26 protein-coding genes are annotated in these 26212 nt (G+C 62.1%); 2 read left to right on the top strand and 24 right to left on the bottom strand.

Annotated elements, in window-relative coordinates; translation table 11 throughout:
• Position 1 precedes the first annotated feature (1 nt).
• The 24 genes from ACWGTI_RS01225 to ACWGTI_RS01110 all read right to left on the bottom strand — a co-directional run bounded on the left by ACWGTI_RS01225 (position 2) and on the right by ACWGTI_RS01110 (position 24778).
• A complete protein-coding gene (locus tag ACWGTI_RS01225) occupies positions 2-1066 on the bottom strand; it encodes an ABC transporter permease (RefSeq protein WP_454585436.1) in 1065 nt (354 codons plus the stop codon).
• Entirely contained in the window at positions 1063-2610 is a 1548-nt protein-coding gene (locus tag ACWGTI_RS01220) for a sugar ABC transporter ATP-binding protein (RefSeq protein WP_454585435.1), read from the bottom strand. Before ACWGTI_RS01220 ends, ACWGTI_RS01225 begins: the two co-directional genes overlap by 4 nt.
• The gene (locus tag ACWGTI_RS01215; RefSeq protein WP_454585434.1) at positions 2607-3245 is read right to left on the bottom strand and encodes a DUF2291 family protein; all 639 of its coding nucleotides are present in this window, start codon (positions 3243-3245) and stop codon (positions 2607-2609) included. The genes ACWGTI_RS01220 and ACWGTI_RS01215 overlap by 4 nt, the downstream gene beginning before the upstream one ends.
• Before the next feature lie 95 nt (positions 3246-3340).
• Positions 3341-4282: a substrate-binding domain-containing protein gene (locus tag ACWGTI_RS01210; protein WP_454585433.1), complete on the bottom strand. Its 942-nt coding sequence runs from the start codon at positions 4280-4282 to the stop codon at positions 3341-3343.
• 333 nt (positions 4283-4615) lie between these two features.
• On the bottom strand, positions 4616-5443 hold the full coding sequence (locus tag ACWGTI_RS01205; protein ID WP_454585432.1) for a phosphogluconate dehydrogenase C-terminal domain-containing protein: 828 nt from the start codon (positions 5441-5443) through the stop codon (positions 4616-4618).
• A 62-nt stretch (positions 5444-5505) separates the two neighbouring features.
• The gene (locus tag ACWGTI_RS01200; RefSeq protein WP_454585431.1) at positions 5506-5718 is read right to left on the bottom strand and encodes a hypothetical protein; all 213 of its coding nucleotides are present in this window, start codon (positions 5716-5718) and stop codon (positions 5506-5508) included.
• A gap of 89 nt (positions 5719-5807) precedes the next feature.
• Entirely contained in the window at positions 5808-5984 is a 177-nt protein-coding gene (locus ACWGTI_RS01195; RefSeq protein ID WP_454585430.1) for a hypothetical protein, read from the bottom strand.
• 56 nt (positions 5985-6040) lie between these two features.
• Positions 6041-6280: a hypothetical protein gene (locus tag ACWGTI_RS01190; RefSeq protein ID WP_454585429.1), complete on the bottom strand. Its 240-nt coding sequence runs from the start codon at positions 6278-6280 to the stop codon at positions 6041-6043.
• A gap of 593 nt (positions 6281-6873) precedes the next feature.
• The gene (locus tag ACWGTI_RS01185; RefSeq protein WP_454586457.1) at positions 6874-7827 is read right to left on the bottom strand and encodes a diguanylate cyclase; all 954 of its coding nucleotides are present in this window, start codon (positions 7825-7827) and stop codon (positions 6874-6876) included.
• 64 nt (positions 7828-7891) lie between these two features.
• Positions 7892-8911, bottom strand: a complete 1020-nt coding sequence (gene cheB, locus ACWGTI_RS01180; protein ID WP_454576290.1) for a chemotaxis-specific protein-glutamate methyltransferase CheB — start codon at positions 8909-8911, stop codon at positions 7892-7894.
• 22 nt (positions 8912-8933) lie between these two features.
• Entirely contained in the window at positions 8934-11198 is a 2265-nt protein-coding gene (locus ACWGTI_RS01175; protein WP_454585428.1) for a hybrid sensor histidine kinase/response regulator, read from the bottom strand.
• Entirely contained in the window at positions 11195-11899 is a 705-nt protein-coding gene (locus tag ACWGTI_RS01170; RefSeq protein ID WP_454585427.1) for a chemotaxis protein CheW, read from the bottom strand. The genes ACWGTI_RS01175 and ACWGTI_RS01170 overlap by 4 nt, the downstream gene beginning before the upstream one ends.
• Positions 11899-13140 carry a CheR family methyltransferase gene (locus tag ACWGTI_RS01165; RefSeq protein ID WP_454585426.1) on the bottom strand — a complete coding sequence of 414 codons (1242 nt, stop codon included), beginning with the start codon at positions 13138-13140 and terminating at the stop codon, positions 11899-11901. Before ACWGTI_RS01165 ends, ACWGTI_RS01170 begins: the two co-directional genes overlap by 1 nt.
• A complete protein-coding gene (locus tag ACWGTI_RS01160; protein WP_454585425.1) occupies positions 13140-13604 on the bottom strand; it encodes a chemotaxis protein CheW in 465 nt (154 codons plus the stop codon). The genes ACWGTI_RS01165 and ACWGTI_RS01160 overlap by 1 nt, the downstream gene beginning before the upstream one ends.
• A 23-nt stretch (positions 13605-13627) precedes the next feature.
• Complete coding sequence (locus tag ACWGTI_RS01155; RefSeq protein WP_454585424.1) at positions 13628-15265, bottom strand: methyl-accepting chemotaxis protein; 1638 nt, start codon at positions 15263-15265, stop codon at positions 13628-13630.
• An 898-nt stretch (positions 15266-16163) separates the two neighbouring features.
• Positions 16164-17075 carry an ABC transporter permease gene (locus ACWGTI_RS01150; RefSeq protein WP_454585423.1) on the bottom strand — a complete coding sequence of 304 codons (912 nt, stop codon included), beginning with the start codon at positions 17073-17075 and terminating at the stop codon, positions 16164-16166.
• Positions 17072-18172 (bottom strand): ABC transporter permease, encoded by a 1101-nt coding sequence (locus tag ACWGTI_RS01145; RefSeq protein WP_454585422.1) that lies wholly within the window; start codon positions 18170-18172, stop codon positions 17072-17074. Before ACWGTI_RS01145 ends, ACWGTI_RS01150 begins: the two co-directional genes overlap by 4 nt.
• On the bottom strand, positions 18169-19692 hold the full coding sequence (locus ACWGTI_RS01140) for an ABC transporter ATP-binding protein (protein WP_454585421.1): 1524 nt from the start codon (positions 19690-19692) through the stop codon (positions 18169-18171). Before ACWGTI_RS01140 ends, ACWGTI_RS01145 begins: the two co-directional genes overlap by 4 nt.
• 3 nt (positions 19693-19695) lie before the next feature.
• Positions 19696-20790 carry a BMP family ABC transporter substrate-binding protein gene (locus tag ACWGTI_RS01135; RefSeq protein ID WP_454586456.1) on the bottom strand — a complete coding sequence of 365 codons (1095 nt, stop codon included), beginning with the start codon at positions 20788-20790 and terminating at the stop codon, positions 19696-19698.
• 33 nt (positions 20791-20823) lie between these two features.
• Entirely contained in the window at positions 20824-22203 is a 1380-nt protein-coding gene (locus tag ACWGTI_RS01130; RefSeq protein WP_454585420.1) for an amidohydrolase, read from the bottom strand.
• 1 nt (position 22204) lies between these two features.
• On the bottom strand, positions 22205-22858 hold the full coding sequence (locus tag ACWGTI_RS01125) for a glutathione S-transferase family protein (protein WP_454585419.1): 654 nt from the start codon (positions 22856-22858) through the stop codon (positions 22205-22207).
• Entirely contained in the window at positions 22855-23700 is an 846-nt protein-coding gene (locus ACWGTI_RS01120) for an aromatic ring-hydroxylating dioxygenase subunit alpha (RefSeq protein WP_454585418.1), read from the bottom strand. The genes ACWGTI_RS01125 and ACWGTI_RS01120 overlap by 4 nt, the downstream gene beginning before the upstream one ends.
• Positions 23697-24347, bottom strand: a complete 651-nt coding sequence (locus tag ACWGTI_RS01115; RefSeq protein ID WP_454585417.1) for a Rieske 2Fe-2S domain-containing protein — start codon at positions 24345-24347, stop codon at positions 23697-23699. The genes ACWGTI_RS01120 and ACWGTI_RS01115 overlap by 4 nt, the downstream gene beginning before the upstream one ends.
• Before the next feature lie 161 nt (positions 24348-24508).
• Positions 24509-24778 (bottom strand): acylphosphatase, encoded by a 270-nt coding sequence (locus tag ACWGTI_RS01110; protein ID WP_454585416.1) that lies wholly within the window; start codon positions 24776-24778, stop codon positions 24509-24511.
• Between the two features lie 213 nt (positions 24779-24991).
• On the opposite strand from ACWGTI_RS01110, the gene ACWGTI_RS01105 reads away from it, so the two are divergent.
• Positions 24992-25651: a L,D-transpeptidase gene (locus ACWGTI_RS01105; RefSeq protein WP_454585415.1), complete on the top strand. Its 660-nt coding sequence runs from the start codon at positions 24992-24994 to the stop codon at positions 25649-25651.
• A gap of 9 nt (positions 25652-25660) precedes the next feature.
• On the top strand, positions 25661-26173 hold the full coding sequence (locus tag ACWGTI_RS01100) for an OmpA family protein (RefSeq protein WP_454585414.1): 513 nt from the start codon (positions 25661-25663) through the stop codon (positions 26171-26173).
• Positions 26174-26212: the final 39 nt, after the last annotated feature.

The raw sequence follows: 26212 nt of genomic DNA, 5'->3' as shown, positions 1-26212 counted from the left end.
TTCAGCCTGCCTTTGCCATCTGCATCAGTGTCACCCGGCTCTGCAGCCGACGCTGCGCCTGGTCGACGACAACGGCGACGATGATGACCAGGCCCTTGATCACCATCTGCCAGAACGAACTCACCCCCATCATCACCAACCCGTCGGAGAGGATGCCGATGACGAAGGCGCCGACGATGGTGCCGCCGATCGTGCCGCGCCCGCCCGACATCGAGGTGCCGCCAAGCACGGCCGCCGCAATCGCGTTGAGCTCGAAACTCTCGCCTGTCGCCGGATGCGAGGCCATCAGTTCCGACGAGATGATCAGGCCGACGATCGCCGCGCAGAAACCGGAGAACATGTAGACGAACATCTTCACCATGTTGACACGAACGCCCGAAATTCGCGACGCCCGCTCATTGCCACCGACAGCGAAGATGTGGCGGCCGAGCGGCGTGTATTTGGCGAGATAGGCCGCCGCCAGCGCAACGACGATCAGGATCCAGATCGCCACCGGCAGGCCGAGCAACCGCCCGGCGCCAAGGAAGCCGAAGCCGGTAGTGCCGAGCTCAGGCTTGCCGACCAGGTTCGGGAAAGTGCGGCCATCCGACAACAGCAGCGCCAGGCCGCGCGCGACATAGAGCACGCCAAGCGTCGCGATGAACGGCGCGACATTCAGCCTGGTGATCAGCAATCCGTTGACGGCGCCGATCAGAATGCCGACCGCCAGCGTGATCAGCGCGATCTCGACCACGTTGAAATAGATAGTGTAGCCAATCTGCAGGTCGATGCCGTTGAGCACGAGATAGCCGGCGACCATCCCGCACAGGCCGACGATCGAGCCCACCGACAGGTCGATGCCGCCAGTGATGATGACGAAGGTCATGCCCATCGCCAGGAAGGCGTTCAGCGCCACATGTTTCGACATCAGGATCAGATTGGCGGTCGACAGGAAGTTCGGCGCCGCAATCGAAAAGAAGATCAGCACGGCGATCAGCGCGATGAAGGTTCTCGCCTTCATCAACGTCAGCAGCAGCGAGCCGCTCGAGACGGAGGAGGAGGCCGCCTTGGCCGGGATATCAGTCATGGGCTCTCCGTGTGCGGGGCCGGTCCGTGGCCAAGTGCCGAGGCGGCTACCAGGGCTGCTTCCGTCGCCTCGGCGCGATCGAACATGCCGGTCAGTTTTCCATTGCTCATCACCGCAATGCGGTCGGACAGTGCAATCACCTCGTCGAGATCGGAGGTGGCGAAGAGAATGCCCAATCCGTCGCGCGACAGTTTGCGCATGGTGCGGAAGACGTCGGCTTTGGCGCCGACATCGATGCCACGGCTGGGCTCATCCATCAGCAGCACCTTCGGCCCGGTGAGCAGCGCCTTGCCGATCACCACCTTTTGCTGGTTGCCGCCGGACAGCGATGAGACCTCCTGCGCCGGGTCGGCGACCTTGATCGCCAGTTCCCGAACCATCTGCGTCACAGCCTGCCTTTCGGGGCCGCCACGGATGTGGAACAGGCGGACAAACCGCGACAGGCTGGCCAGCGTCAGGTTGCTGGCCACCGAGAGGATCGACACCAGTCCTTCGCGCTGACGGTCTTCGGGGATCAGCGCCAGTCCGCGCCGGATGCGCCGCGTCGTGTCGCGCTCCTTGACATTCTTGCCGGCGATGAAGATCGTTCCGGTGGCCTGGCCATGGCGGCCCATGATGCAGTCGAACAGCTCGCTACGGCCGGCGCCCATCAGGCCGTAGATGCCCAGAATCTCGCCGGCGCGCAGCGACAGCGACACATGGTCGACCGCCAGCCCGCCGGTCGCGCGCGGCAGGCAGATGTCTTCGGCGCGGAATATTTCGTCGCCCGGGACATGGCCGTCGGCCTTGGCAAAATCCTTGGCGTCGGAGCCGATCATCTGCCGCACGATCCACCGCGTGTCGACGTTTTTCATTTCTTCCTGGCCGGTGATGTGCCCGTCGCGCAGCACGGTGATGTAGTCGCCGATGCGGATCAGCTCTTCCAGCCGGTGCGAGATGTAGACGATGGCCACGCCGCGCGCCTTGAGGTCGGCGATCACCTTGAACAGTATCTCGACTTCCGCAGCACTCAGCGCCGAGGTCGGCTCGTCCATGATCAGGATGCGCGCATCGAGCGAAACCGCCTTGGCGATCTCGACCAGTTGCTGCTGGCCGATGCGCAGATCCTCGACCAGCATGTCGGGCCTTATGCCAGCTTGCAGCCGTTCGAGAAATTGCGCCGCGCGGCGTTCCTGCTCCTTGCGGTCGATCTTGCGGAACCTGTTGGTGATCTCGCGCTTGGCGAAAATGTTTTCGGCGACGGTCAGATTGCCGAACAGGTTCAGCTCCTGGAACACCATGCCGATGCCGCGGTTCACCGCATCTCCCGATGACGAGAAGGAAACCTCCTCCCCTTCCAGAAGGATCCGGCCGAGCGTCGGTTGTTCGACACCGGCGATGATCTTCATCAGCGTCGATTTGCCGGCGCCGTTTTCGCCGACCAGCACATTGACCGCGCCCTTGCGCACCTCGAAATTCGCGCGCTTAACCGCAACGGTGCCGGAATAGACCTTGGAGACGTCTTCCAGCTTCAGGATGACATCGTGAGCGGAGGCGGCACTCATGGTTTCGGCCCGATTTCTGCCTCCGCCGGCGTCACCAGCGGCAGGTCCTGGCCGCTTTCGAGCGTATAGGCGCCGAGAACTTTGGCGGTCCGGCCTTCCAATGCGTCGCGCGGCAGTTTGGAAAGCACGATCTTGTCGGCATAAGCGTTGAACGCCTTGCCGAACTGGGCGAAGTCGATCTGATTGGTAAAATCGTTGAACTGGATGAAATCGAGGCTGTCGCGCAGCGCGGTTCCCCGCATCGCGGGTCCGATCTGCACCCGCGCATCGGCCTTGCCGTCGCCATCGACATCGATATCCATCGTCGCCGCGCGCGACGCCGTGTTGGCGGCGATGATCTTGCCCTCGACGCGAACCGCGAAGGTCCATGGCGAATTCGCCTGCTTGTTCGGATTGCCATATTTGGCGCCGGCAGAAGCGGGATCGGTTTTCGCCAGCGCGTGAACCTCGGCAAACAGTCCGGCCTTCCGCTGGAGATAGGGCACGACCTTCGCCGCCCAGATCTCCTCTACCATCTTGTCGGGGTTGAAGGCGTTGCCGCTGTCCCCCGAAGGCGTCGGGAGAATCTTGCAGGCAGTCAGGCTGATTCCGACTGCAACGACAAGGATCGGCCAGTTCGGCTTGTTGTTCAGCATGATGGCCTGTTGTTCAGCATGGCGGTCGGCACCCACGGAAAATGGCGGCGAGGGACGAACCGAGATTCGCCCCTCGCTATTCATGTCACGCCGGCTCAGTTGGTCAGCGCAAAAGTTTCCAGCTTGGGAGCATTGTCGCCATTGACCAGAACGCAGTCCATCAACTGCTTCTCCTTTTCGGGCGACTTCTTGTTCTTGATGAAATCGTTGGCCTGCTCGACCGCTATCTGCGCCTGCGCATAAGCCGGCTGCAGGACGGTTGCCTTGATGCCGCCCGCGGTGATCGAATCGCGCACGTCGTTCGATCCGTCGAAGCCGACAACGATGACGTCCTTGCGGTTTGCTGCGACCAGCGCCGCATAGGCGCCCATCGCCATCGTGTCGTTGCCGGAGATGACGCCCTTGATGTCGGGATTGGCCTGCAGGATCGATTCCATCTTGGCGTAGGCCTCGGTCTGGCTCCAGTTGGCCGACTGCTGGGCGACCATCTTCAGATCCGGATAGTCATCGATGACGTCGTGATAACCCTTCGAGCGGATGCCGGCATTGGTGTCGGATTCCTTGCCGACCAATTCGACGAAATTGCCCTTCTCGCCCATCAGCTTGACGAACTCCTGCGCGCCGAGCTGGGCGCCCTGGTAGTTGTTGGAGACGATCTGCGCGACGGCGACGCCGGTGGCATTGATCTCGCGGTCGATCAGGAACGAAGGAACGCCCGCATCCTTGGCCTTCTGCACGGCGGCTACGGTGGCGTCGGCGCCGGCATTGTCGAGAACGATGGCCTTGGCGCCGCGACCGATCGCCGTGTCGATCAGTTCGGACTGCTTGTTGGCATCGTCGTCATGAACGAGCACCAGCGCTTCATAGCCGAGTTCCTTGGCCTTGGCTTCGGCACCGACAGCTTCCGCCTTGAAGAACGGATTGTCGTGCGAGGGCGTGATGATGGCGATGAGGTCGGCCGCATAGGCTGGTGCCGCCGTGCCAAGCGCCAACATGCCGGCAAAAGCCGCAAGTGTCATTCTGCGTGTGAGTTTCATGATGTCCTCCCGTTTGAAAAACTGCCTTGATCAACCAAGGCCATTGTCTGCATTCGAATTCGTCGCGCAGCGCGGGCCACCGAGCGTTTCGGGCTCAAAGGCCGGTTTCCGGCTTCCCCCAAACGATCGTAGGCCCCCGACCATCCCTCCACTCGTCCAGGCTTCGAACTCCCTTCGAAACCTTGTCGATCCGAGCCCATAAACAGCTAAGCCAACTGGTATGATGAGTCAATCACAAATTCAGATGATATGTACCTGATGAGCGTTCTAAGCTAGGCGTCGGCGACGATGCGCCGACGCTTCCAGGCGTTCCGGCAAGTGCTTGGATAGACCTCAGGTGATGCGCTGAATGCTCGCGGCGATCTCTTCCGGCTCGAACACCCGCTTCCAGTCGTCGCGCATCAACACCGGCTTGCCGAACTCGATCGCCTTGTTGCAGGCGTCGGAGAACACGCCCTTGGTTTCGCCGAAAATGACGGCGCCAAGCACGTTCATATGGCCGAGCAGGAAGTCGAGCGCGGCTTGCTTGTCGACGCCGCGCGCCACGACCTCGTCGACGGCTTCCTTCATGACGACAAGCAGCGAAGCGCATACGGTTTCCGAGAGGCCGGGTTCCAGCAACGCCATCTGATCGACAGTGACACGATGCGAGCGCATGACCGGCGCCCAGACGATCTTGGCGATCGCCTCGCCCTTGGCAAAATCCTCTTCCGGTCCCTGCATCAGCGCGCTGACCATATGCTGCTTGGCCTTGACGCCGCCGAAATAGTCCTTCTTCGCCGCCATGTCGGTTTCGTCGTTGAAGATCGGCGGATGGCAGGGATGGGTGACGAAATAAGTCAGGTCCGGCCGCTGCGGCAAATGGCCGGCGAACGGTGCGGCAGCGTCAAGCACGACGACCATCGTGCCTGGCGCGAGCTTGCTATCGATGCTGGCCGCCACCTTGCCGATATGCGTATCGGGTACCGCCAGGATCACCACATCGGCGTCTTCGAGCGCTTCATCGGCGCTAACGGCATCGAAGCCCAGGCCCGACTTCAGCCGCTCGCGGCCTGCCTCGCTGACCTCGACATGGCGTATCGTATAGGGCGAGCCGCGAAAATTGGTCGACAGGCGGTACCCCATTTTCCCGCCGGCCCCGAACAGCGCAATCGTCGTCATCTATGCTTGCTCCCGATTTCCAACGATGGCCGTGCCTATCGTCATGTTATTGACTGGTATGATCACTCTACCACAACCTCCGGGTTTGACCAGTGCCTTCGTTGCCGTGTCATGCCTGCCTCGCCTGGCTGCATGGCGGGATTAGCATCGTCGGCTGGCGGTTCGGGCGGCGTTCGCCGTGTCAGGGCTTGGCGTCCGGCCAGCGCGAGCACGAAGATGACGACGATGTCCTGGACGCCCGGCGGCAGGCCGATGATCTGCATGGTGGGCGACACGCGGGCCGGCGCAACCTTGCCGTCCGCCGTCTTGCCCCAGCCAGCGGCAACTCGTCGAACTGCTGGCGGACCCCATCCGGTGTGGTGAGTCAGGCGGGAAACAGGAACGCTGCGCTCGGGTCGAAAAAGACCTGACGTTGGCTCGGCGCCACATCATGCGAAGCGGTGGCGGAGAATGTCGGCCTGATGTCGATGTCCTGTCCAGTGCTGGTACGCGCAACGATGCGCCGCCGTTCGCCATAGAAGGCAACGTCGATAATATCCACGACCAGCTCCACACTTTTCGGTCCCCGGTCCAGACGAAGGGCCTCCGGTCTGATCATCAATCTGGTTTTTTGCCCCGGTGCGAGGCATCGACAGCGCTGGCGAACTCGATCAGCAGACTGTCGCCCGCGGTGCTGACCAGCCGACCCCTGAATTGCGCGACCTTTGGATCGATCACTTCCGCGCGCAGTGCCTTTAGATGGAAGAGAGTCTCGGCCTCATCGGCCCCCATCAAACGCGAGTAGCCAGCTACGTCCGCTGCCAGAACCGCCACAAGCTTTCGTTCCGGGCGCGCCACAATGCCTCCTGAACTACAAAGACGCCACGTGGGTTTGCTGAGAGCGTAGCACTCGCGTGTATGCGCAACTAGCCGTCAGAGACGCGCGCTCAACAGGTGAACGTCCGCTATCGTTTTTCGGAGGCCAGAATCCGCCATTCCGCAGTGGGCCCACTCACGACATTCAGCACGCTCGATGTAAATGTCCGTTCCCGATACTATCACTACCTCACGCAAACACTTCAGACGCTTCTCGCACCGCCATGCGGTACACTTTGGGCGAGGCGCATTTGATCGACAGGCAGAAGCAATCGTGTTGAGTGGGACAAAAAGATTGAAAAAGCATTGGGACAGATTTGAATGTCGGATGGTCCCACCGGATTCTAACTTGTTGATTATGTTCGTTTTCCAAGCATCCTCCGGGCCCACCATTGGCATAACTATCTGATTTAATTGTAAGCGAATTTAAACCTGTCTTTTGGGGATTTATTGACTCCTCCCAGCCTCTTCGCTCCCATCCAGGAGTGGGTCGAGTTTCGCGAAGTATGGAAAGGATCGAGCCGCGAACGGCCGACATCCAAGAATACATCGACCAGGCCCTCCATCGAACCTCTCTAGCTGCGGGGGACGTGAAGCGCCACTCGATCTCGTCCTTCCGACTTAGCGCGGAAGAGCGCCAGATCGGCGGCATTGACGAAATCGTTTGGTGTCTCGTTCTCCTTGGGCACTGTTGTCGCGACGCCGACGCTGATGGTCACGCGACCCGCGCCGTGCGGTATGTCCAAGTCGCGCACGCTCTGAACAAGGCCCTCCGCAATGCTGCTCGATTGTTCCAACAAAGTGTCGACCAGAACGATGACAAACTCTTCGCCTCCGTAGCGCGCAGCGAGATCGGTGGAGCGGCCGGAACTGCCCTGGATTACCCGGGCGATTTGCTTGAGCACCTCATCGCCGGCCATGTGGCCATAGGCATCGTTGTATCGTTTGAAGTTGTCGGCATCGATCATCAATAGCGACAATGGGGACTGTGCGCGAAGAGCGCGTTTCCACTCAGCCGCCAGATATTCGTCGAAATAGCGCCTGTTGCCGAGACCCGTCAGGCCATCGATCCGCGTCAAACGCTCAAGCTCGAGATTTGCGCTGATCAGCTGTCGCTGGCTTTCCCTCAGCGCGCGGTACGCCGCGTCTCGCTGGACATGATCCAGATAGGCCCGCGTGTGATATCGAATGCGCGCAATCAGCTCGATGCGATCCGGCAGTTTGACGAGATAGTCGTTGGCTCCGGCAGCGAAGGCTTCGCCCTTGGTGGCTGGATCTTCCTTGCTCGACAGCACAATGACTGGAACCGAGTGTGTCGACGAGTGCTTCCTGTATTCCTTCACCAGATGCAGCCCGTCGACCCCGGGCATGACGAGGTCCTGCAGGATAACGGTTGGCTTTACCTCATCCGCGACGGCCATCGCCTTCAACGGGTCGGTGCAGAAGTGCAAGGCGATATCGGGCTCGTTGGCCAGGGCGCGCCTGACCGCCTCGCAAACCATGACCTGATCATCGATGAGCAGAACCATCGACGAATAATTATCTGCCAGTGGCGGCACCGGCTCTGGATCTTGCGTCATCAGACGAGCCCTTTCACGTGGGGCGCCCGCAGGCTTCGATAATGCGTAAGCCGATAGCGCTCAAAGGAAGAATATCTACCGCCGCACCGATCGCAGCGGCGGCCTTCGGCATGCCATAGACGGCACTGGTTGCTTCATCCTGCGCGATTGTGAGATGCCCCTTGTCGCGGAGTTGTTTCAGCCCGCGCGCCCCATCCCTGCCCATGCCGGTAAGCAGGACCCCAATTACCGAACCCGGCCACCATTGCGCCGCGCTTTCGAAAAACACATCCACGGACGGCCGATAGACGTTGTCCTTGGGGCTGGACGTGTAGCCAAGTTGCTGAGCCGACTTGAAAACCAGATGATCATCCGAACTGGCGATAAGAACGGTGCCCGCTTGAGGCCTGTCCTTTTCCTGCGCCGCACGGATCGGAAGCCGGGTATGCTGCCCGAGCCAATCGGCAAGGCCTGGAATGAACTGAGCATCGAGATGCTGGACGAGCACGATTGCGCCGCCAAAATCAATGGGAAATGCGCTGAGCACCTTTGCAACGGCAGCCGGCCCGCCCGCCGAGGCGCCGATCGCAACCAGGCGTCGAGGGGAGGGGTCGGCTGCGACTGATATCCGCCCGCCTGCCTTGGATGGCACATCACGGACCAGCTTACCGATCGTTGCAATCTTGTTGGTCAGAAGCCGTGCGGATTGCGAGGAGGCGTTGCCAGCGATGCCCACCGACGGAATATCAACTGCATCGAGCGCGCCATGACCCATTGCTTCGTAAACCCCGGCGACGTTGGCTTCGATACTGGCGGTTACCAGCAAGATCGAGCACGGGGTTTCTGCCATGATTTTGCGGGTCGCTTCCACGCCGTCCATCTCTGGCATTGCTAGATCCATGAGTATCAGATCCGGCAGGTCACGTCTGCAGGCATCGACCGCTTCACGCCCATTGGTCGCCATCCATGCGACCTGATGTTCGCGGGTCGACACGACCAGCCGGCGCAGAAGCTCGACCGCCATCGGCATATCGTTGACTATGCCGATTCTCATTCGTTGGCTTCCAATTTCGATCTCATCCGGTCGCCTCGCCAATCATGTCCACGACGGCATGAATCAGCGCCTCGTCCTGAAAGCTGCCCTTGGTCAGATAGTAGTCAGCGCCGGCGTCAAGTCCGCGCGAGCGGTCTTCCTCGCGATCCTTGTACGAAACGATCATGATAGGCGTGTTCTTGAGATGAGCGTCCTTTCGGATCAAGCTCACCAACTCGATGCCGTCCATACGCGGCATGTCGATGTCGGTGACGACAAGATCGAAGGGGCCGGAGCGGACGGCATTCCACCCGTCCATGCCGTCGACCGCTACTTCGACCTCATAACCGTGATTGCCCAGCATCTTGCGCTGGAGTTCGCGAACCGTGAGTGAATCGTCAATCACCAGCACGCGCTTGCGCCTGCCGAGTTCTGGACCGCCCGCGGCACGCCGAAGGGCTCGAAATCCGCCGGATGACGCAAGCTTCTCCACCGATCTTATCAGATCATCCACGTCGAAGATCAGGACAGGCGAACCGTCCTCCATCAGGGCCGCCGCGCTGATGTCCTTGATCTTGGCAAAGCGGGGATCGAGAGGCCGGATCACCAGCTCGCGTTCGCCGAGGAAACGATCGACGATCATGCCGTATGCTTCGCCCTGACCGGCATCCACGACGACGACCGAGAGAGCGTCCGGTTCGGATCCGGGCTCACCACGGTTCAGCACCTCGCGTGCCGTGACGAGCCCGATCTGTCGGTCGTTCAGACGAAAATGCGGCCGGCCCTGAAGGAGATTGATCTGCGTCCGCTGCAATTTCAGTGTCTTCGAAATGGCAGCGAGCGGAAACGCATAGGGCTCGCCATCGACATCGACGAGCAGCGTGCGCAGGACCGACAACGTCAGCGGCAGTTGCAGTTGAAACCTAGTTCCGTGCCCGAATTCCGAGGAGACGCTGGTGATACCGCGGACCTCCTTGGTCATCGCCTGCACAGCGTCGAGCCCCACACCACGGCCGGAGACGTCGGTAAGGCCCAGTTTCATCGAAAAGCCTGGCAGAAACAGGAAGGCGAGCAATTCCGTTTCGCTGAGTGTGTCGGCACTTTCCCTGGTTGCGAGCTGCCGGGCGACGATCGTCTCGCGTAGCTCCGCCAAGTCGATGCCCCTGCCGTCGTCCACCACGGTTATTTGCAGCAGGCCGGCATTGTGCCGCGCTTCGAGCCTGATGAGACCCTCTGCCGGTTTGCCTGCCGCGACCCGCTCCTCGGGCGGTTCAAGCCCGTGGTCTACGGCGTTGCGCAGGAGATGCCCCAGAGGTGCGTCGAGTTGTTCGAGGATGTCGCGGTCGATGCCGGTGGAGCCGCCTACGATCTCCAGCCGCACCCGCTTGCCGAGGGTACGACCGAGGTCGCGGACCATCCTCGCATAGTGCCGCACGCCGTCTTCAAACGGCCGCATCCGGCTCGCCAACGTTTCGTCGTACAATCTGTTGGCAAGATCGGTGGCCTTTCGATCTACTGAATCCAGTTCATCGAGACGCTCCGCCAGGAACGCCTGGCTCAGCCGAAGCTTTCGCTGCGCTTCGGCCAGCGCCTCCACCACTGCTTCGTCCTTTGAAACAGCCGGCAGCACTGCATGAAGGTCGTCGAACGCACTTGCGACGTCCGATTGAAGTCGCTTCAGCCGCAGCAGCCCGTCGGCGAACGGCCTGAGCCGCCGCGCTTCCATCAGCGACTCGCCGGCCAGCCCGAGCAATCGGTTCAGGCTGTCCGCCGTCACCCGAACCATTCTGTCGGAGCCGATGTTTCCTTGCCTTTGCGGTTCCGCGCCCACCAGGAGGCTCGCTGAAAGGGTCGTCGCCAGCTCCCCCTGGGCATCCGCGAAATCAATTTCGGATTTGCGGGGCAAATGGGTGGCGTCCGGGAGAGACAATTTTGCAAACTTGGCGAGAAAGGCTTCGACTTCAGGGGACACGCTCTCGCTCGATGGTCCCGATGCGATCAACTTCAGAAGGTCTGTGCCTTGCAGAAGCGCATCGATATGCTCCCGTCGCACCCTGAGATGCCCGCGTTGCGCGGCGACCAGGCAATCTTCCATGGCGTTTGCAACTTTGACTGCAGGCATCAGGTCAATGATGCGGGCGGCTCCTTTCAGGGAATGCGCGGCCCGCATGCATGCTTCCAGGGCATCGGCGGCGACAGGATCGCGTTCGAGTGCCAGAAGACCGGAGGTCAAAGCCTGCGATTGCGACTCCAGTTCGGCCTGGAAGAGGCTCAGCATCGAAACCTGGCTGAAGTCCTCGTCTGTCATGCGATGCTCCGATCTAGCATCGTGAGCAATTGTCCCGGGTCGAGACAGCCAACGGCTCGTCCCTGCCAGGGCAACACGGCAACCGTGGCGGCCGACAGCGCCTTGCCGATCGTGGCCGGCACAGCGAGCGTGTCTTGTTCCCGGTAGCGGTGTAAGCCGTGGATCTCGTCGACCGTAAAAGCAACCCGCTTGTCGCGCTCGCCCACCACGACCAGCCGGCGAAATGCCTTGCTTCGTGCGCCTTGTTCGCGCTCCTTGCGATCGTCTATACCCAGCAATTCAGCGAGCGACAGGCAGATCAGTAGTTCACCACGGACATTGGCAATGCCGAGCACCGCGCTGTTCCTGCGATGTGGAAGCGAATGAACACGACGGGATTCAGCCACTTCATGAAAAATACCGACCGGAAGCGCCAGCCATTCCTCTCCCAAACGGAAAAGGACGGCAGTCTGCAGCGCTTCGTCGTTCGCCAAACCGAGCTCGGCACGACCAGACTTGTCAGGCCATTCGCCGCGATATGCCGAGGGCGCTGCACGGTCGAGGAGGCGCCGTGCAATCTTCTTTTGGGTGGGGCAATTTCGGCAGTGGAGATGCTGCTCCAGCAGCGGACATGACTTGTCGCCGCGCACGCCGATCCGGCGCCAGCAGTCGTCGATTTCAATCTCCTCCACCGGCTGAGCGATCCCTGTCGAAGCCGCCATCAGCTGCCGCTCCTTTTCTGGGCCCGATCCAGCCGGCCGGCCAATGCCTGGGCGCCGCTATGATCGCCTTGCTTTCGAAGCAGCAAAGCCAGATGGACGAGAGCTTCCCGATGATTTGGCGCGAGATAGAGCGCCCTCCGATAGCTTTGCGCAGCTTCGGGCGCAGCGCCATCCGCATCCTGGACCAGGCCCAGCAGGTAGAAGATTTCCGCCGAAGGACCGAATGCCTTGAGATGCGCTAGGGCGACTTCCTGTGCCTCCTTTACCCGGCCCGCATTGGCGATCCGCTCAACCGCAATCAGGCTTGCCGCGAGCTGGTCAAGCGGCTTGGCTGTGGCCTGCACGCGACCTTCCTTACCGATTGCCGGCCGAGGCGGAACAACAGGCTTGGCCTTGTTGACCTTCGGGGTTGGGGGCCGCACAGGAACGGCGGCGGAAACTTTCGGGGCCGCGGTCTTCACGGGCTCAGACTTCAGGAAGGCGAAGGCCAGTGGCCATTCAGCGGAAACGAGGCCGTGCAGCCTTGGAAGCGCCGCTTCCGCCGGACCGACCAGAAGAAGTCCGTCCTTGGCCATGAGGTCCTTCAGGCAGATCAATGCGCGATCCTGCAGCTCTCGATTGAAATAGATCAGCAAATTGCGGCAGAGCAGGATGTCATAGACCTCTTGCCCGAAAGACGCGCGAGAATCGAACAGGTTTCCGACCCTGAACCGAACCTGTTTCAGCACCGCAGCATTCGGGCGCAACCCGCCCTCGGCCGCTTCGAAATAGCGATCCTTGAAATCGAGATAGCTGCCCCGAAACGAATTGCGCCCATAGACAGCGCGTTCAGCCATCGCGATATTGCGGCTGCTGACGTCGACGGCATCGATCTTGAATTCGTGTGCCGCAAAGCCGGCATCGAACATGGCCATGGCGACCGAGTAGGCCTCTTCGCCGGTTGAACATGGCAGGCTCAGGATTTTTATCGGCTGGGCGCGCTTGCTCGCGCGCGCATGCCGCGCCAGCATCGTGAACGCTTCCCGGTCGCGAAAGAACCAGGTCTCCGGTATCACCACCGCATTGATCAGCTCTTGCAGCTCCTGCGCGGAACCGATCAGATGTTCCCAATAGGTCTGAGGGTCGGTTATCCGGCATGCTGCCATCCGGTCTTTGACCGCCTGACGGACCACGGTTGGACCAACGCTGGCAGTGTCCAGTCCGATGGTTTCCGTCAGGAGCTTTTCGACTGCACCGGTCATCAACCACCCATCTCGGCCTGGCGGAGCAACGCGGTACGGATCTCTTCCGAAAGCAGCGCTTCCGCCTTGACCCACTGAATGATCTCCGGGCCATCCGAAGCCACCGGACCAAGATAGGGCGGCGTTCCCGGCTCAAGTCCGAAAGGCGCGAAATCAGCAGGGTCCCGTTCGAGCGTATCCGTCACCCGTTCCGCGATCAGCCCCAGCAGGCGTTGCTCGCCATCTTGCGTCGGATGGCGCGTCACAACGATGCGGGTGCTCAACAGCGGCTCCGATGGGCGGCCAAGCGCCAGAAGAGTAACATCGATCAGCGGGATGGGTGTTCCGTTATAGTTGACCAGACCGACCACACCGGTCGGCGCGCCAGGCAGCGCTTTAACATCGATATAGGGCAACACCTCTTCAATCTGGTGCACATCGATCAGGTAGCGATCCGTACCCATGCTGAAGGCGAGGAATAGCATTGTCACCTCCGACAGCGAGCTCGCTATGCTCTCAGCTTGAACCTTGAAATGCTGCCTCGCAGCCCGCCCGAGACTTGATTGAGCTCGTCTATCGCGAGCGTCGATTGCTGAAGAGATTCGACTGTTTGCTGAGCCGCCTCGCTCAACTGGGTCAGCGTGTCGCTGATCTGGCCGGCGCCGGTCGCCTGGGCTTGCATGCCTTCATTGGCGACTTCGAAACGTGGCACCAGGCCCTGAACCTGCTGAATGATTTCGAACAGTTGCCCGCCGACCTGCTGGATTTCCTGCATGCCCCGGCGGACCTGCTCTGAAAACTTGTCCATGCCCATCACCCCGGCCGCGACCGCCGACTGGATGTCCTTGACCATCTGCTCGATATCGTAGGTGGACACGGCCGTCTGGTCCGCGAGCCTTCGGATTTCGGTCGCCACCACTGCAAAGCCCCGGCCATATTGGCCTGCCTTCTCCGCCTCGATGGAAGCGTTGAGCGACAACAAGTTCGTCTGATCGGCGACTTTGGTGATGGTCGTCACCACCTGGTTGATGCTGCCGGCTTTCTCGCTCAGGATCGCCAGTTTGGAATTGATGGCGGCCGCAGCTTCCATGACCTGATGCATGGTTTCTTCCATGCGGGTTAGTCCCGCTTGCCCTCCGCCGGCGACGGCGGCCGTCTGCTCGGCAACTGTCGAGACCTCGTTCATCGTCCGGACGAGCTCGTTTGACGTAGCGGAGATTTCCTTGGCTGTCGCGCGGATCTCTGTGGTGGTCGCCGCGATTTCAGTGGCGGTTGCCTGCTGTTCCTTGGAGGTGGCGGCGATCCCCGTGATCGACGTGCTGACCTGGATGCTGGACCTTTGAACCTGCCCAATGAGGGTGGTGAGATCGTCCGCCATTGCGTTGAAGCCATCGGCAAGCACGCTGAATTCGTCCCGGCGCTTCAATTCGATGCGTTCGCTGAAGTCGCCTTGCCGCATCAACTGAACCGCGTCGACCAGACGGGTGAGCGGACCTGTGATGGCGCGAAACAGCTGGTAACCCAAAAGCAGGGCCAGCCCGAGGGCTACCAGCAAGCCAACGCTCAAACCCAATTCCGCCGTTCTCACGATCGAGCTGATCCGCTGCGTCGCGCTGTCTGCCTCGCCTCTGTGGTCCTCGACCATGGCTTGCAGAGCGGACTGCAATTTTAGAAAGATCGGCTCTGTGGTGTCCTTGATGGCCGGGCCCTCATTTGGGGTTTCACCTTTCGACAAGGCAGCCCTGCTTGCGTCCAGCACAGCAGTTTCAGCTTGGCGAAATTGGTTGGCGAGTTCTTTGACGGCCGCATAATTCTGTTTGTCGACATCGGAGACAATTGTCGCTTCATAGTCGTCCATCTGCCGCTGCACCTGGTCGCGATTGGTCGCGATCGCGCTTTCAAGCGTGCGTTTATCCGATGGGTTGTCTTGGAGCGCATACTCCTGAAGCAGGCTATGGGCCGTCATCTGGCCGATCATGATCTCGGTGCTGTGATAGAGGTCCGGGAGGATGCCCTTTTCGACCTCTGTCGCCTCCTGCTCGGCCTGGAGAAACCAGGCATACGCGACGACGGCTATCACGCACATCACCACCAGGACGGCAGCGAAACTGACGAGGATGCGGTGGCGTATTGTCAAACTCTTCATGGGTACCGTTCACCTGGGGGCATCGTTGTCGGCTCGACCAGCGCTCGTTCCGACGTTTCGAAAGGTGCATCAAAAAGCAGTACTTTGATGCTGAATGGTTTCTTTTCCGTTCAACCGCCAATCGAAGCGTTGTCATTGGGCAGGAGCGGTAGGCCGCCGGGCATCGCCACTCACTATGTCATGCTGTGTGGAAAAGCCGTCGCCGCACTGTACCCGCCGGTAATCATCATGGCCGGCTCTCAGCGGCGCGCGTGAGTGCGTGTCGATCGGACGTTCGACTAAAAATGGTGTGAGCAGTTGGCTTCCGATGCCGACTGGACCGAATTTTGTCGTTTAAAGACGTTAGCTATCCCTTTGAGCTACAGCCACGACATAGTGTCGAGGGTTCGCCTTCATAGGGAAATCTCTGCCAAATCCTTGAATCTGACGCAAGATTTCAGACCCGAATTGGCCAAGCTTCTCAAAATGTTTGTAAATTCGCTGTTTTTCCACGCCTGACAGGGAAATCTGACAGAGACTGGTTCGCTGACGACTGCCTGCACCACCAAAATTGTTTAATATCAAATAGTTATGGTCAACTTCGCTTAGAAGTGGGCCAATCTAGATTCGCTATGTCCCAGGACTCAAGTGCATTGACTCAATCCATGAGCGGGGAAGGGCGAGTTATGCCTGCTCTTAAGTTCGATTGTCCTCCGGTTCGTCAGTCAGGTTTGTGCAGCCAAGTATAGTCCAGCTATTTCGAGGCTGGAAAGACCCCTTGGGCGATGCGTACGGCAAAAGGCGGTAACGACGTACGAATGGGATGGTTGCCGCGATTGCGTGCAGCCCTTCACGCCCCAGGGACGGTGCGATCTGCGCTCAGATGTCGGGTTATTGCGCGCCCGGGCCGCGAGCGACACTATTGTTCGAAAGGCTCTCCCAGCGATGCCACGCCGTTGAGCTTGAGCAGACGCCGGTTCGAGGAAATGATGCCCAGCACGACGATTGTCACGAGATAAGGCAGGCTCGACAGAAGTTGCGATGAAACGTCCAGTCCGGTCGCCTGGGCCGCCAGGCTTGCCAGGGAGACGGCGCCGAAGAGGCAGGCGCCGAGGAAGATACGGCTGGTGAGCCAGGTGCCGAAGACGACGAGCGCGATCGCGATCCAGCCGCGCCCGGCGATCATGCCATCGGCCCACAGCGGTGTGTAGACCACGGCCGCGTAGGCGCCGGCGAACCCTGCAAGCGCGCCGCCGAAAGCGACGGCGGCGAAACGCACGGCGATTACCGGATAGCCGAGCGCATGGGCCGCCTTGGGATTTTCGCCGACGGCGCGCACGACAAGGCCGGTCTTGCTGTAGGCGAATATCGCCCAGATGGCGACGGTCGCGGCCAGCGAGAGCCACACGATGACATCCTGAGCGAACAGGCCGCCGATGACCGGGATATCCGAAAGCCAAGGCAATGAAAGCTTCGGCAGGCCTTTGACCGTGAGGCTCTCATAGCTCTTGCCGAACAGTGCCGAGAGGCCCTGGCCGAGTATGCCTATGGCGAGCCCCACTGCGACCTGGTTCGCGCGGAACCCCAGCGCGATGACGCCAAAGACAAGGGAAAGAGCCGCGCTGGCGAGGCCCGCGGCGAGGAAACCCAGGAAGTGACCGCCGCCGTGATAGACGATGATGAAGGCGACGACCGCCCCCATGGCCATCATTCCCTCCACGCCGAGATTGAGGACGCCGGCCCGCTCGGCCACCATTTCGCCCAGCGCGGCCAAAAGGAACGGCGTGGCCGCCGCCAGCATTCCGGCGACGATGAACTCGAGGGCATTCATGGGGCGCTTCCGTGAGTAGCATGGCGCCATTCGAGCCGGTAGCGGACGAAGGCAATGGCGACGAGATAGGCGAGCAACAGGCTGCCCTGGAAGACCCGGACCGCGGCGACCGGCAGATTTGCCGAGACCATGGCGTTGTCGCCGCCAATATAGAGCGCCGCCATGAGCAGCGCGGAAAAAATGATGCCTATCGGGTGAAGGCCGCCGAGATAGGCAACGATGATGGCGGCATAGCCGTAACCGGTCGAGATGGAGCGCTGCAATTGGCCGAGCGGCCCGGCCACCTCCGCCGCCCCGGCGAGGCCCGCCGCGAAGCCACCGATGAGGAGCGAAAGCCAGATTGCGCGTCCTTCGTTGAAGCCGGCGTATCCGGCCGCGCGTGGAGCAAGGCCGCCGACCTGCAGCTTGTAGCCGGCGAAACTCCTCTGCATGAAGACCCAGGCCGCGAGCGAGAAGGCGAAGGCGATGAGCAGCGAGACATTGACGCGGGTGCCGGGGATCAGGATAGGCACCATCGCGTCGTACTGGAACATCTCCGACTGTGGGAAGTTGAAGCCGGCCGGATCCTTCCAGGGGCCGAGAAGCAGATAGTTCAGAAGTTGCGCGGCAACGAGCGCCAGCATGAGCGATACGAGAATCTCGTTTGCGTTGAGCCGCACGCGCCAGAACGCCGTGAGCGAGGCCCAAAGCGCGCCGCCCAGGGCGCCGAGGACGAGCATGGCAGGCCAGATCCACTGGCCGGTAGCCTGCGGGAGCCAAATGGGAATGGCGGACGCGAAGATTGCGCCGAGGATGAACTGGCCCTCGGCGCCGATGTTGAAGATCTTTGCGCGAAAGCCGATGGCAAGCCCCTGCGCAATCAGCAGCAACGGCCCCATCTTGAGCAGGACTTCCGAGAACGAGGCCCAGGACAGGAAGGGCTCCAGAAGCATCGCCTGGAACACGGCGACCGGATCGCGGCCCATCAGGAGGTAGAGCCCGAGATTGAGCAGCGTCGCCACGCCGAGCGCGGCGGGCGGGGCGACCAGCTTGATTGCAAGCGAGGCGTGTTCCCGGCGAACCAGAACGGGAAGGAATGGCCGGGACAGGGCGCTCATGCAGGAACCTTTTCGGCGATCGAATGCGCGCCGATCATGTATCGGCCGATCTCTTCGGGTCTGGTGTCGCGCGTCACCAGCGGCGGGCTCAGCCGGCCCTGATGGATCACCTGGATCGCATCGCAAAGCTCGAACAGTTCCTCCAGTTCCTCCGAGATGACCAGGATGGCCATGCCTTCGTTGCGCAAGGCGACAAGGCGCTGGCGGACGGCGGATGCGGCGCCGACATCGACGCCCCAGGTAGGCTGTGCAACAAACAGCAGTTTGGGGGACAGCATGATCTCGCGGCCCACGATGAACTTCTGCAGATTGCCTCCCGAAAGCGCCCCGGCCTCGGCTTCGGGACCCGGCGTGCGCACGTCGTATTGCCGGATGCAGTCTTCGGTGAAGGCTTTGGCACGGGCCGCGTCGACGAGGCCGCGTTTCAGGAGACCGGAGGGATGGGCCGTCAGCAGGCTGTTGAGAACGAGCGACATTTCCGGCACCGCGCCACGGCCCAACCGCTCCTCCGGAACGAATGCGAAGCCCAGCCGCCGGCGGGCAGCCGCATCGAGCGCGCCGACGTCTCTTCCCATCATGAAGATACGCTGTGACTTTTCGCGCGGCAGCATCGTCTCGCCTGAGATCAGCGCGGCGAGCTCGCTCTGCCCGTTGCCGGAGATGCCGGCGATGCCGAGGATCTCGCCCGCCCGGACCGTCAGGCTGACGTCGGAAAGTGCTGCGGCGAAGGGATCGTCCGGCCGATGCTCTAGGCCGAGGATTTCAAGGCGCTTTTCCCCGCCGGAATGCGCAACCGCCGGCATGGGCTGCGGCATATCGCGGCCGATCATCATGCGGGCGAGGTCGTGCGCGTCGTGGTCACGCGGATCCACATGGCCGGTGATGCGCCCGCCGCGCAGGATGGTCGCGCGGTCGCAGACCGCACGGATCTCCTCCAGCTTGTGCGAGATGAACAGAACGGACACGCCGCCGTCGCGCAGCCGCCGCAATGTCTCGAACAGCCTGTCCACCGATTGTGGCGGCAGGACGGAGGTCGGTTCGTCGAGGATCAGGAGCTGCGGTTCGGTCATCAGGCAGCGGATGATTTCCACCCGCTGCCGCTCTCCGACCGAGAGCGCGTGCACGTGGGCAAGCGGATCGACCTCCAGGCCGAAGTCGCGGCCGAGCTTGCGGATGCCTTGCGCAAGATCCGATTTTTTCCCGGGCACGACCAGCCGGACGTTCTCCACCACCGTCAGCGTCTCGAACAACGAGAAATGCTGGAAGACCATGCCAATCCCCTTGCGCCTCGCGTCCGCCGGGGACGCAAGCGCGAGGGGCTCTCCTTTCCAGGTCGCTGTTCCGGCGTCCGGCTCCTCGACGCCGTATATCAGCTTCATCAGCGTCGACTTGCCCGCCCCATTCTCTCCGAGGATCGCGTGGATCGAGCGCGGAGCCACGTCCAGATCGATGTCCCGATTGGCATGGATCTGGCCGTAGCTCTTGGATATGCCGCGCAGCGACAGAAGCGGGGCGGTCATGGATTACTTGGGCAGCGGCGTGGTGACACCCTTGACGTGCCAGTCCATGGCGACGATCTCGGCCTCGGTCATTGTCTTGCCGGCGGGAACGCCTTCGCTGCCGTCGGCCTTGGCGATCGGACCGGCAAAGGGCGAGAAGCTGCCGTCGGCGATCTTGGCTTCAACCTCCTTGATCTTGGTCATGATGTCAGCCGGGATGCCCGGGTTCCAGTCGACGACTTCGACGACCTTGTCGCCGACACCCAAGAAGGCGTTGGCGCCCTTGAAGGTACCGGCAAGGTGGGCGTCGACCGAGGCTTTGAAGAAGGGCGACCAATCGGTCGCCACGCAGCCGAGATAGGTCTTGGGCGCGTATTTCTTCATCGACGAGTTGAGGTTGAAGGCGGGGATGCCGGCCTCTTCGCAGGCCGCAACGACCGAAGGCGTGTCCTGCGCGTTGGAGAAGATGACGTCGCATTTCTGCGCCAGCAGCGCCTTGGCGGCTTCCTGCTCCTTGGCCGGATCGAACCAGGAGTTCACCCATACGACCGAAACCTCGACATCGGGCTTCGCCGCCTGCGCCCCCAGCGTGAAAGCGTTGATGGAGGTGATCAGCTCGGGAATGGCGAAGGCGGAGACCGAGCCGAGCTTGCCGGTCTTCGAAAGCGCGGCCGCCGCCATGCCCATCAGGTAGGTGCCCTGGGAATATTGGGCAGCAAAGGGCGAGAAGTTCGGCGCCACCTGGTAACCGGAAGCGTGCAGCACGGTGACGTCGGGATTGCGGCGCGCGATCTGCAGGGCGCCGTTCTGGTAGCCGAAGGAACCGGCGATCAGGAACTTGTTCCCGTCGGCGACCGCCTTGTTCATGATGCGGTCGGCGTCGGGGCCTTCCTGAATGTTCTCGATGATGGTGACCTTCACCTTGTCGCCGTAGGCGGCCTTGACCGGCTCGAGTCCGTCGGCCAGCGCACGGCCCCAGCCGACGTCGCCGACCGGCGAGGGGACCACAAGCACGATGCCCAGCGGTTCGTCGGCGGCAAGCGCGCGGCTACCCACCGCGGCGACGAGCCCGGTAGCGGCAGCGCCCTTCATCAATGTTCTGCGGGTAAGATTTGTCAGCATGTCGGTTCCCCTTGCTTTTGGTTTTGGCTTCTAGAATTCCACGGTCGCGAGCGCTGCCTCGGCTTGCGCGAACAGCCTGGCCTCGTCGAGCCCCGGGAATTCTCCCTTGGCCCAGACGATGCGGCCGTTGATCATCGTCATGTCGGTCGGCGTGCCGATGCCCACCTTGGCCAGCAGGCTCAGCGGATCGTGCCGCGTGCCGACATAGTCCATGCGCCGCGTGTCGATGGCGAACAAGTCGGCGGCCATGCCGGGCGACAGCCTGCCGATGTCGCCGCGCCCGAGCAGCGCCGCGCCCCCGGTCGTCGCATAGCCGAGGAAATCGACCGGCGGCGGAACCGGATGGTCACGCGTCGACGCCGACAGGCATTGCAGCATGTAGGCCGAATGGATGCAGTGCATCAGGTTGGAATTGTCGTTCGAGGCGGCGCCGTCGCAACCCAAGCCCACAATGAGCCCGAGGGCCGACATCGCCGGTATGTCGGTGACTTCGGCGCCGACGAGATAGACCGGCTCCGGGCAGTGCGCGACGCCGGTGCCGCTGGCGGCCATCTTGCGCAGCTCGTCGTGGGTCAACTCCCAGCAATGGGCATAGAAGGCATCCGACCCGCAGAAGCCTGTCTCCGCGCAATAATCCACCGTGCGCAGGCCATGGCGGGCCTGCATGACCGGGCTTTCGCCCTCGCCGACATGGGTATGCATGCGCGCCTTGCGGTCGCGCGCTAGCGCCACCGATTCCACGAATGTCTCGCGATAGCAGTTGACCGGCTGGCAGGGCGCGACGACGACCTGGCGCATGCCGAAGCGACCGGCATCATGGTAGGCGTCGATCAGCCGGGCGCAGTCGGCGATGAACTCGTCCGTCGTTTCCAGCATGGCGTCGGGGATGGTCGAGCCTTCCGATTTCGGCAGCGTGTTGCCGCCACGTCCGGCATGGAAGCGCATGCCGAGCAGTTCGGCCGCCTCGAACTGCCGGTCGATCAGCCTTTTGCCGGCATGCCGCGGAAAGCAGTACTGATGGTCGAACGCCGTCGTACAGCCGTGCTTTATCAACTCCGCCATGGCCGTGACCGATGCGTGGTAGAAGCACTCCTCGGTCAGCCGCGAGAAGATGGGATAGATGCGGTCGAGCCATTCGATGACCGACAGCTTCGTCCAGTCCAGATCGGCGCGGTTGCGCACGAAGCACTGAAAGAAGTGGTGATGGGTGTTGACGAGGCCGGGATAGACGAACCAGCCGGCAGCATCCTGCGCGACGGTCCCGACAGGCAGTTCCTCCTTGTCGAGGCCTTCGCCGATGGCCCGGATCGCCGGGCCGTCGGTCAACACATCGACATTGCGATGGACGCGCGGACCGTTGCCATCGTCCACGATGACCGCAGCGCAGTTCTTCAACAGATGGCCCGCCACGTCAGGCCTCGCCTGGGGCGGGCTCGGGTCTGAGCTCGTGCAGCCGGTGGATGCCGGGCATCTCGATGAAGCCGTCGAGACCGCGGATCGCCCGCGACCACAGCCGGATCACGGGATAGGGATCGAGCGAGACGCCGCCGTCCGGCGCCAGCGCCACATAGGGGAAACAGGCGATGTCGGCGACACTCGGCCGGTCCGACGCGAGGAAGCGCTGGCCGCGGATATGCTGTTCGACGAGGCCGGCTTCCAGCTCCCGCAGGGCCGTTGTCCCCTGTCCCTGAAGGACATCGATATCGCCCGGACGCAGCAGCATCTCATGCAGGCGCGCCGCCCCCAGGCTGGCGGTCAGCCGATGCGAGAAGGAAAGCCATTGCTGGACGCGCGCCGCCTCTCCGGCCGTATCGTTGCCCAGCCATTGCGGTGCCGCCTTCGCGGCGAGGTAGACAAGCATGGCCGAGGATTCGGTCAGGACGAGGTCGCCATCCTCCAGGATCGGGATCGAACCCGCCGGGTTAAGCGCCATAAGTTCGGGACCGCGATGCTCGGCACCGGGATGGAAGTCGACGGGCCGGATGTCGAGCTTCACCCCGGCCAGCGCAGCCATCAGGCGCGCCTTGTAGCAGCTCGGCGACAGCACATAGTCGTAGAGCTTCATTGCGCCACCAGTTGCGCGCCGTAGGTGTAGCCATGGCGTTTCAGCCAGCGCCGGTAGGCCACCGACGTCAGGTCGGCTCGCGTGGGAATCTCCATGCCGGGATCGAGCGGCAGCAGCCCCGGAATCTGGTTTTCAAGGATCGACCGGTCCTGGACGAAGATCGTCTGCTGGAAATGGATCAGGTCTGTCAATCGCGTCTCGTCATCGAACAGCGCCATCCATGGCCACACGTCGCATAGGTCTTCGGCAAGAGGCTGCACGAAAAGCGTGATGACGTCCCATTCGCCCGGGCGCGGCGGACAGGTCTTGTAGAGGATCGAGCAGGTCGGCGCAGGAACGCGATACATGTATTCCGTGGTTATGCCGCCTTCCGCCGACTTGGCGGCCTGCGGCTGGTAGAACTTAACCTGGGTCGCCCAAACCTCGTCCTCGTCCTCGCGGATCTCGACCTTGTAGCTCTGGACCTCGGTATGCGGTTCGGCCCCCAATATGTCGGTATGGACGAACGGAAAATGCGCAATGTCCAGGAAGTTCTCCACCGCGCGCAACGGCGAGCAGCGCACGCGCACCACCCCGACATCGACAAGCCGGCGGCCGGGCTGATCGGCCTCGGGGATCGCAAACAGCGCCTTCTGCGGATCACCGGGCGACGACCAGACATGGCCATAGCGCACGCAGACCGGTAGGGCGCGTCCGTTGCCCCCCGTGACCATGGCGTTTCCGTCGTCGCCAAGCCGCACGTCGATCGGTTCGCCCATGAGGGTCGTCTTGCGCCCCTGCGCATCGAGCTGGCTGGCAAGGCCGACCGGATACCATTCGTCGATCATCGCGTTGCGGGTCATTGGACGGCCCTGCTGCGCCGAATGCTCTCGGCCGCCCGCCGCAGCGTTTCGGCGGCCCGCGACGCGGCGATCCGCTCGGTCGGATTGGCGTCCTCGCCCACCAGAACATGCATGAGCGTTCGCGCTTCCCCTTCGGGGGCAAACAGCAGCCGCAGCGTCCGGCCATCGTGGGTACGGTCGAGCAGGCCTCCCTCGGCCTTCGCGCCCGCGGCCGCCTCCAGCGCCGCGACGTCCGCTTCCACCATCATGGAGCGCAGCGGGGCCACGCCGTCGAGCCGCGGCGGCGGGGCTGCGGCTTCGCCGACGGAAATCCATATGAGCCCGCCGCTGTCCTCGACCGCCTGGGTCGCGACGCGGATCGTCTCCGGCGGCGCCAGCCCCGGATGGGCCGGGATGCGCAGGCAGTTTCCCGCCCGGGCATAGCTCCAGCCGTGATAGATGCAGGACAGGGCCTCACCGCGCACGAAGCCATGGGAAAGCCGCATGCCGCGATGAGGGCATCTGTCGGCGAAGGCCGCCGTGCGGCCGGAGCGGCTGCGCCAAAGGGCAATCGGTCCGACTGGGGATTGCGCCGGCATCACGGTTCCCGCCGGTAAGTCCGCAGAGAGGGCAACTGGCATCCATGAGCCGGTCGGATAGGGTGGCATACGTCAACTTTCAAATGACATCGGCATCTTCCCGAGCACAGCTTCGCGGTCAAGGGATTTGCTGATAAGCCCGGTCACGTTTGCACAATATTTCCTCACTGACAATAATGCCTAAAAAAGGGGCGTCACGTCTCCCGGCCAGGGCCAGCGAGCTTCAAACCCTAGCTCGATTCGTTGTCGATCGGCGTCCGGCGAATAGTCTCGACCCAGACATCGATTGGTCCAAGGGAGCACCCCATCTCCATCATATCGATCAGTTCGGCCGGACCGGCGACGTCGAGCTCGATCCGATCGGGAGCGGCGATGCATATAGCCTGCGCGAGCCCGAGCTTGGCGGCATGACGCTCGATCCACGGAAGGAAGGATGCCGCCTCGACATCGCCGAGGATCGTCATGCGCTCCCGCCAGGAATATCGATTTTGCTCGCTCATAGAAAACCTCGGCGATGAAACAGACGGTCAGCAGATCAAAGTCGCATTTGGGGTCAATTCGCGACTTGCTCCCAGAAGCTTGAGCGTCTGGAACCTTCGTTGCGAAGCCAGGAGCCGCTATTCCGCTGTCGCCCCAACTGCAGCATTTTCCGCTTTGAGGCAAAATAATTCTCAACTATGGTCCGTCAGGCTTAAGGCATGGGGGGATTGCCGATGGTTTTGTCACGCAGGGATGTCATGCTCGGCGGCTTGGCGCTGGTCGCGGCCGGTGCAACCGGCACTCTTGTCCATGCCGCGGCGGCAAAATCCTTTTTCGCCGGTACCGCCACCGACAACAATTTTGTCTATCGCAAGACCAACTTCGCCAAGATCGACAAGAGATGGCATCGCCAGATTGTCAAGTATTTCAGCAGCGAGCCGGTCGGCACCGTCGTGGTCGATACCCGCCACCACTTCCTCTACCTCATCATGGAAAACAAGACCGCCATCCGCTACGGCGTCGGCGTCGGCAAGGAGGGCTTCAAATGGTACGGCCGCGCGACGATTGACCGCCGCGCGCTCTGGCCGCAATGGGTCCCGCCCCCCGAAATGCTTAAGCGCAGGCCGGAGCTGCCGCCCATGATCGCAGGCGGCGCGCCCAACAATCCGCTCGGACCGCGCGCGCTCTATCTGTACCGCGACGGCGCCGACATCGGCTACCGCCTGCATGGCACGCTGGAGCCATGGAGCATCGGCACCGACGCTTCCAGCGGCTGCATCCGCATGTTCCCGGAAGACATCATAGACCTCTACCAGCGGTGCCCGATCGGCACCGCGGTGGAGGTCCTGCCGCACATCGCCGACCAGGCGCCCGCTTCCACCACTGTCGAATGATGGCGCACCATGAACCGCATGATTGAAAACACGCGTCGGCTGATCGCCGCCGGCCTGCTGGTGTTGGCCGCATCCTGCTCGACCAGCAACACGCTGGCCCCGCCCACGCCCGACGTCACCAACGCCGAGATTGCCGGCTTCCAGAACGTGCAGCCGGGTAGCGAGGAGGATTTTATCCTCAATGTCGGCCGCCGCACCTATTTCACGAAAGGTTCGGCCGCGCTCGATTCTGTCGCCAAGACCACCCTCGACACCCAGATCGCCTGGTTGTCAAAGTATCCGCGCTGGCTGCTCAAGCTGCAGGGTTTCGCCGACGATCCCGGCGCAAGCGAAACAGCGCTGTCGCAGCAGCGCGCCGATGCAGTGATGAACTACCTCGCCGCCGGCGGCATAGACCGCAACCGCATGTGGGCCAAGGGCTACGGCAAGGACAGGCTCGTCCGCGACTGCCCCGACAACGCCTGCAGGTCGCAGAACCGTCGCGTTGTGTCTAATTTGCGCGATGAGAGGGACGAGTCGTAAGGGCTGCTGTTTTGCTTGTCACCAAAGCAGAGTCTCACA

Source organism: Mesorhizobium sp. ArgA1, assembly GCF_053714375.1.
Note: the sequence above shows the minus strand (reverse complement) of the source record. Positions and strands in the feature narration are given on the sequence as shown.

Excerpts from the sequence above, each read along its gene's own strand:
- ACWGTI_RS01160 (WP_454585425.1), bottom strand. The coding sequence starts at position 13,604 with ATGCTATTCCTCGCCTTCAGCATGGGTACGGATCGCTACCTGATCGAT.
- ACWGTI_RS01185 (WP_454586457.1), bottom strand. The coding sequence starts at position 7,827 with ATGGTTCTGCTCATCGATGATCAGGTCATGGTTTGCGAGGCGGTCAGG.
- ACWGTI_RS01120 (WP_454585418.1), bottom strand. The coding sequence starts at position 23,700 with ATGACCCGCAACGCGATGATCGACGAATGGTATCCGGTCGGCCTTGCC.
- ACWGTI_RS01225 (WP_454585436.1), bottom strand. The coding sequence starts at position 1,066 with ATGACTGATATCCCGGCCAAGGCGGCCTCCTCCTCCGTCTCGAGCGGC.
- ACWGTI_RS01220 (WP_454585435.1), bottom strand. The coding sequence starts at position 2,610 with ATGAGTGCCGCCTCCGCTCACGATGTCATCCTGAAGCTGGAAGACGTC.
- ACWGTI_RS01105 (WP_454585415.1), top strand. The coding sequence starts at position 24,992 with ATGGTTTTGTCACGCAGGGATGTCATGCTCGGCGGCTTGGCGCTGGTC.
- ACWGTI_RS01215 (WP_454585434.1), bottom strand. The coding sequence starts at position 3,245 with ATGCTGAACAACAAGCCGAACTGGCCGATCCTTGTCGTTGCAGTCGGA.
- ACWGTI_RS01170 (WP_454585427.1), bottom strand. The coding sequence starts at position 11,899 with ATGGCGGCTTCGACAGGGATCGCTCAGCCGGTGGAGGAGATTGAAATC.
- cheB (WP_454576290.1), bottom strand. The coding sequence starts at position 8,911 with ATGAGAATCGGCATAGTCAACGATATGCCGATGGCGGTCGAGCTTCTG.
- ACWGTI_RS01115 (WP_454585417.1), bottom strand. The coding sequence starts at position 24,347 with ATGCCACCCTATCCGACCGGCTCATGGATGCCAGTTGCCCTCTCTGCG.
- ACWGTI_RS01140 (WP_454585421.1), bottom strand. The coding sequence starts at position 19,692 with ATGACCGCCCCGCTTCTGTCGCTGCGCGGCATATCCAAGAGCTACGGC.
- ACWGTI_RS01150 (WP_454585423.1), bottom strand. The coding sequence starts at position 17,075 with ATGAATGCCCTCGAGTTCATCGTCGCCGGAATGCTGGCGGCGGCCACG.
- ACWGTI_RS01110 (WP_454585416.1), bottom strand. The coding sequence starts at position 24,778 with ATGAGCGAGCAAAATCGATATTCCTGGCGGGAGCGCATGACGATCCTC.
- ACWGTI_RS01205 (WP_454585432.1), bottom strand. The coding sequence starts at position 5,443 with ATGACGACGATTGCGCTGTTCGGGGCCGGCGGGAAAATGGGGTACCGC.
- ACWGTI_RS01155 (WP_454585424.1), bottom strand. The coding sequence starts at position 15,265 with ATGAAGAGTTTGACAATACGCCACCGCATCCTCGTCAGTTTCGCTGCC.
- ACWGTI_RS01145 (WP_454585422.1), bottom strand. The coding sequence starts at position 18,172 with ATGAGCGCCCTGTCCCGGCCATTCCTTCCCGTTCTGGTTCGCCGGGAA.
- ACWGTI_RS01125 (WP_454585419.1), bottom strand. The coding sequence starts at position 22,858 with ATGAAGCTCTACGACTATGTGCTGTCGCCGAGCTGCTACAAGGCGCGC.
- ACWGTI_RS01210 (WP_454585433.1), bottom strand. The coding sequence starts at position 4,282 with ATGAAACTCACACGCAGAATGACACTTGCGGCTTTTGCCGGCATGTTG.
- ACWGTI_RS01165 (WP_454585426.1), bottom strand. The coding sequence starts at position 13,140 with ATGACCGGTGCAGTCGAAAAGCTCCTGACGGAAACCATCGGACTGGAC.
- ACWGTI_RS01100 (WP_454585414.1), top strand. The coding sequence starts at position 25,661 with ATGAACCGCATGATTGAAAACACGCGTCGGCTGATCGCCGCCGGCCTG.
- ACWGTI_RS01175 (WP_454585428.1), bottom strand. The coding sequence starts at position 11,198 with ATGACAGACGAGGACTTCAGCCAGGTTTCGATGCTGAGCCTCTTCCAG.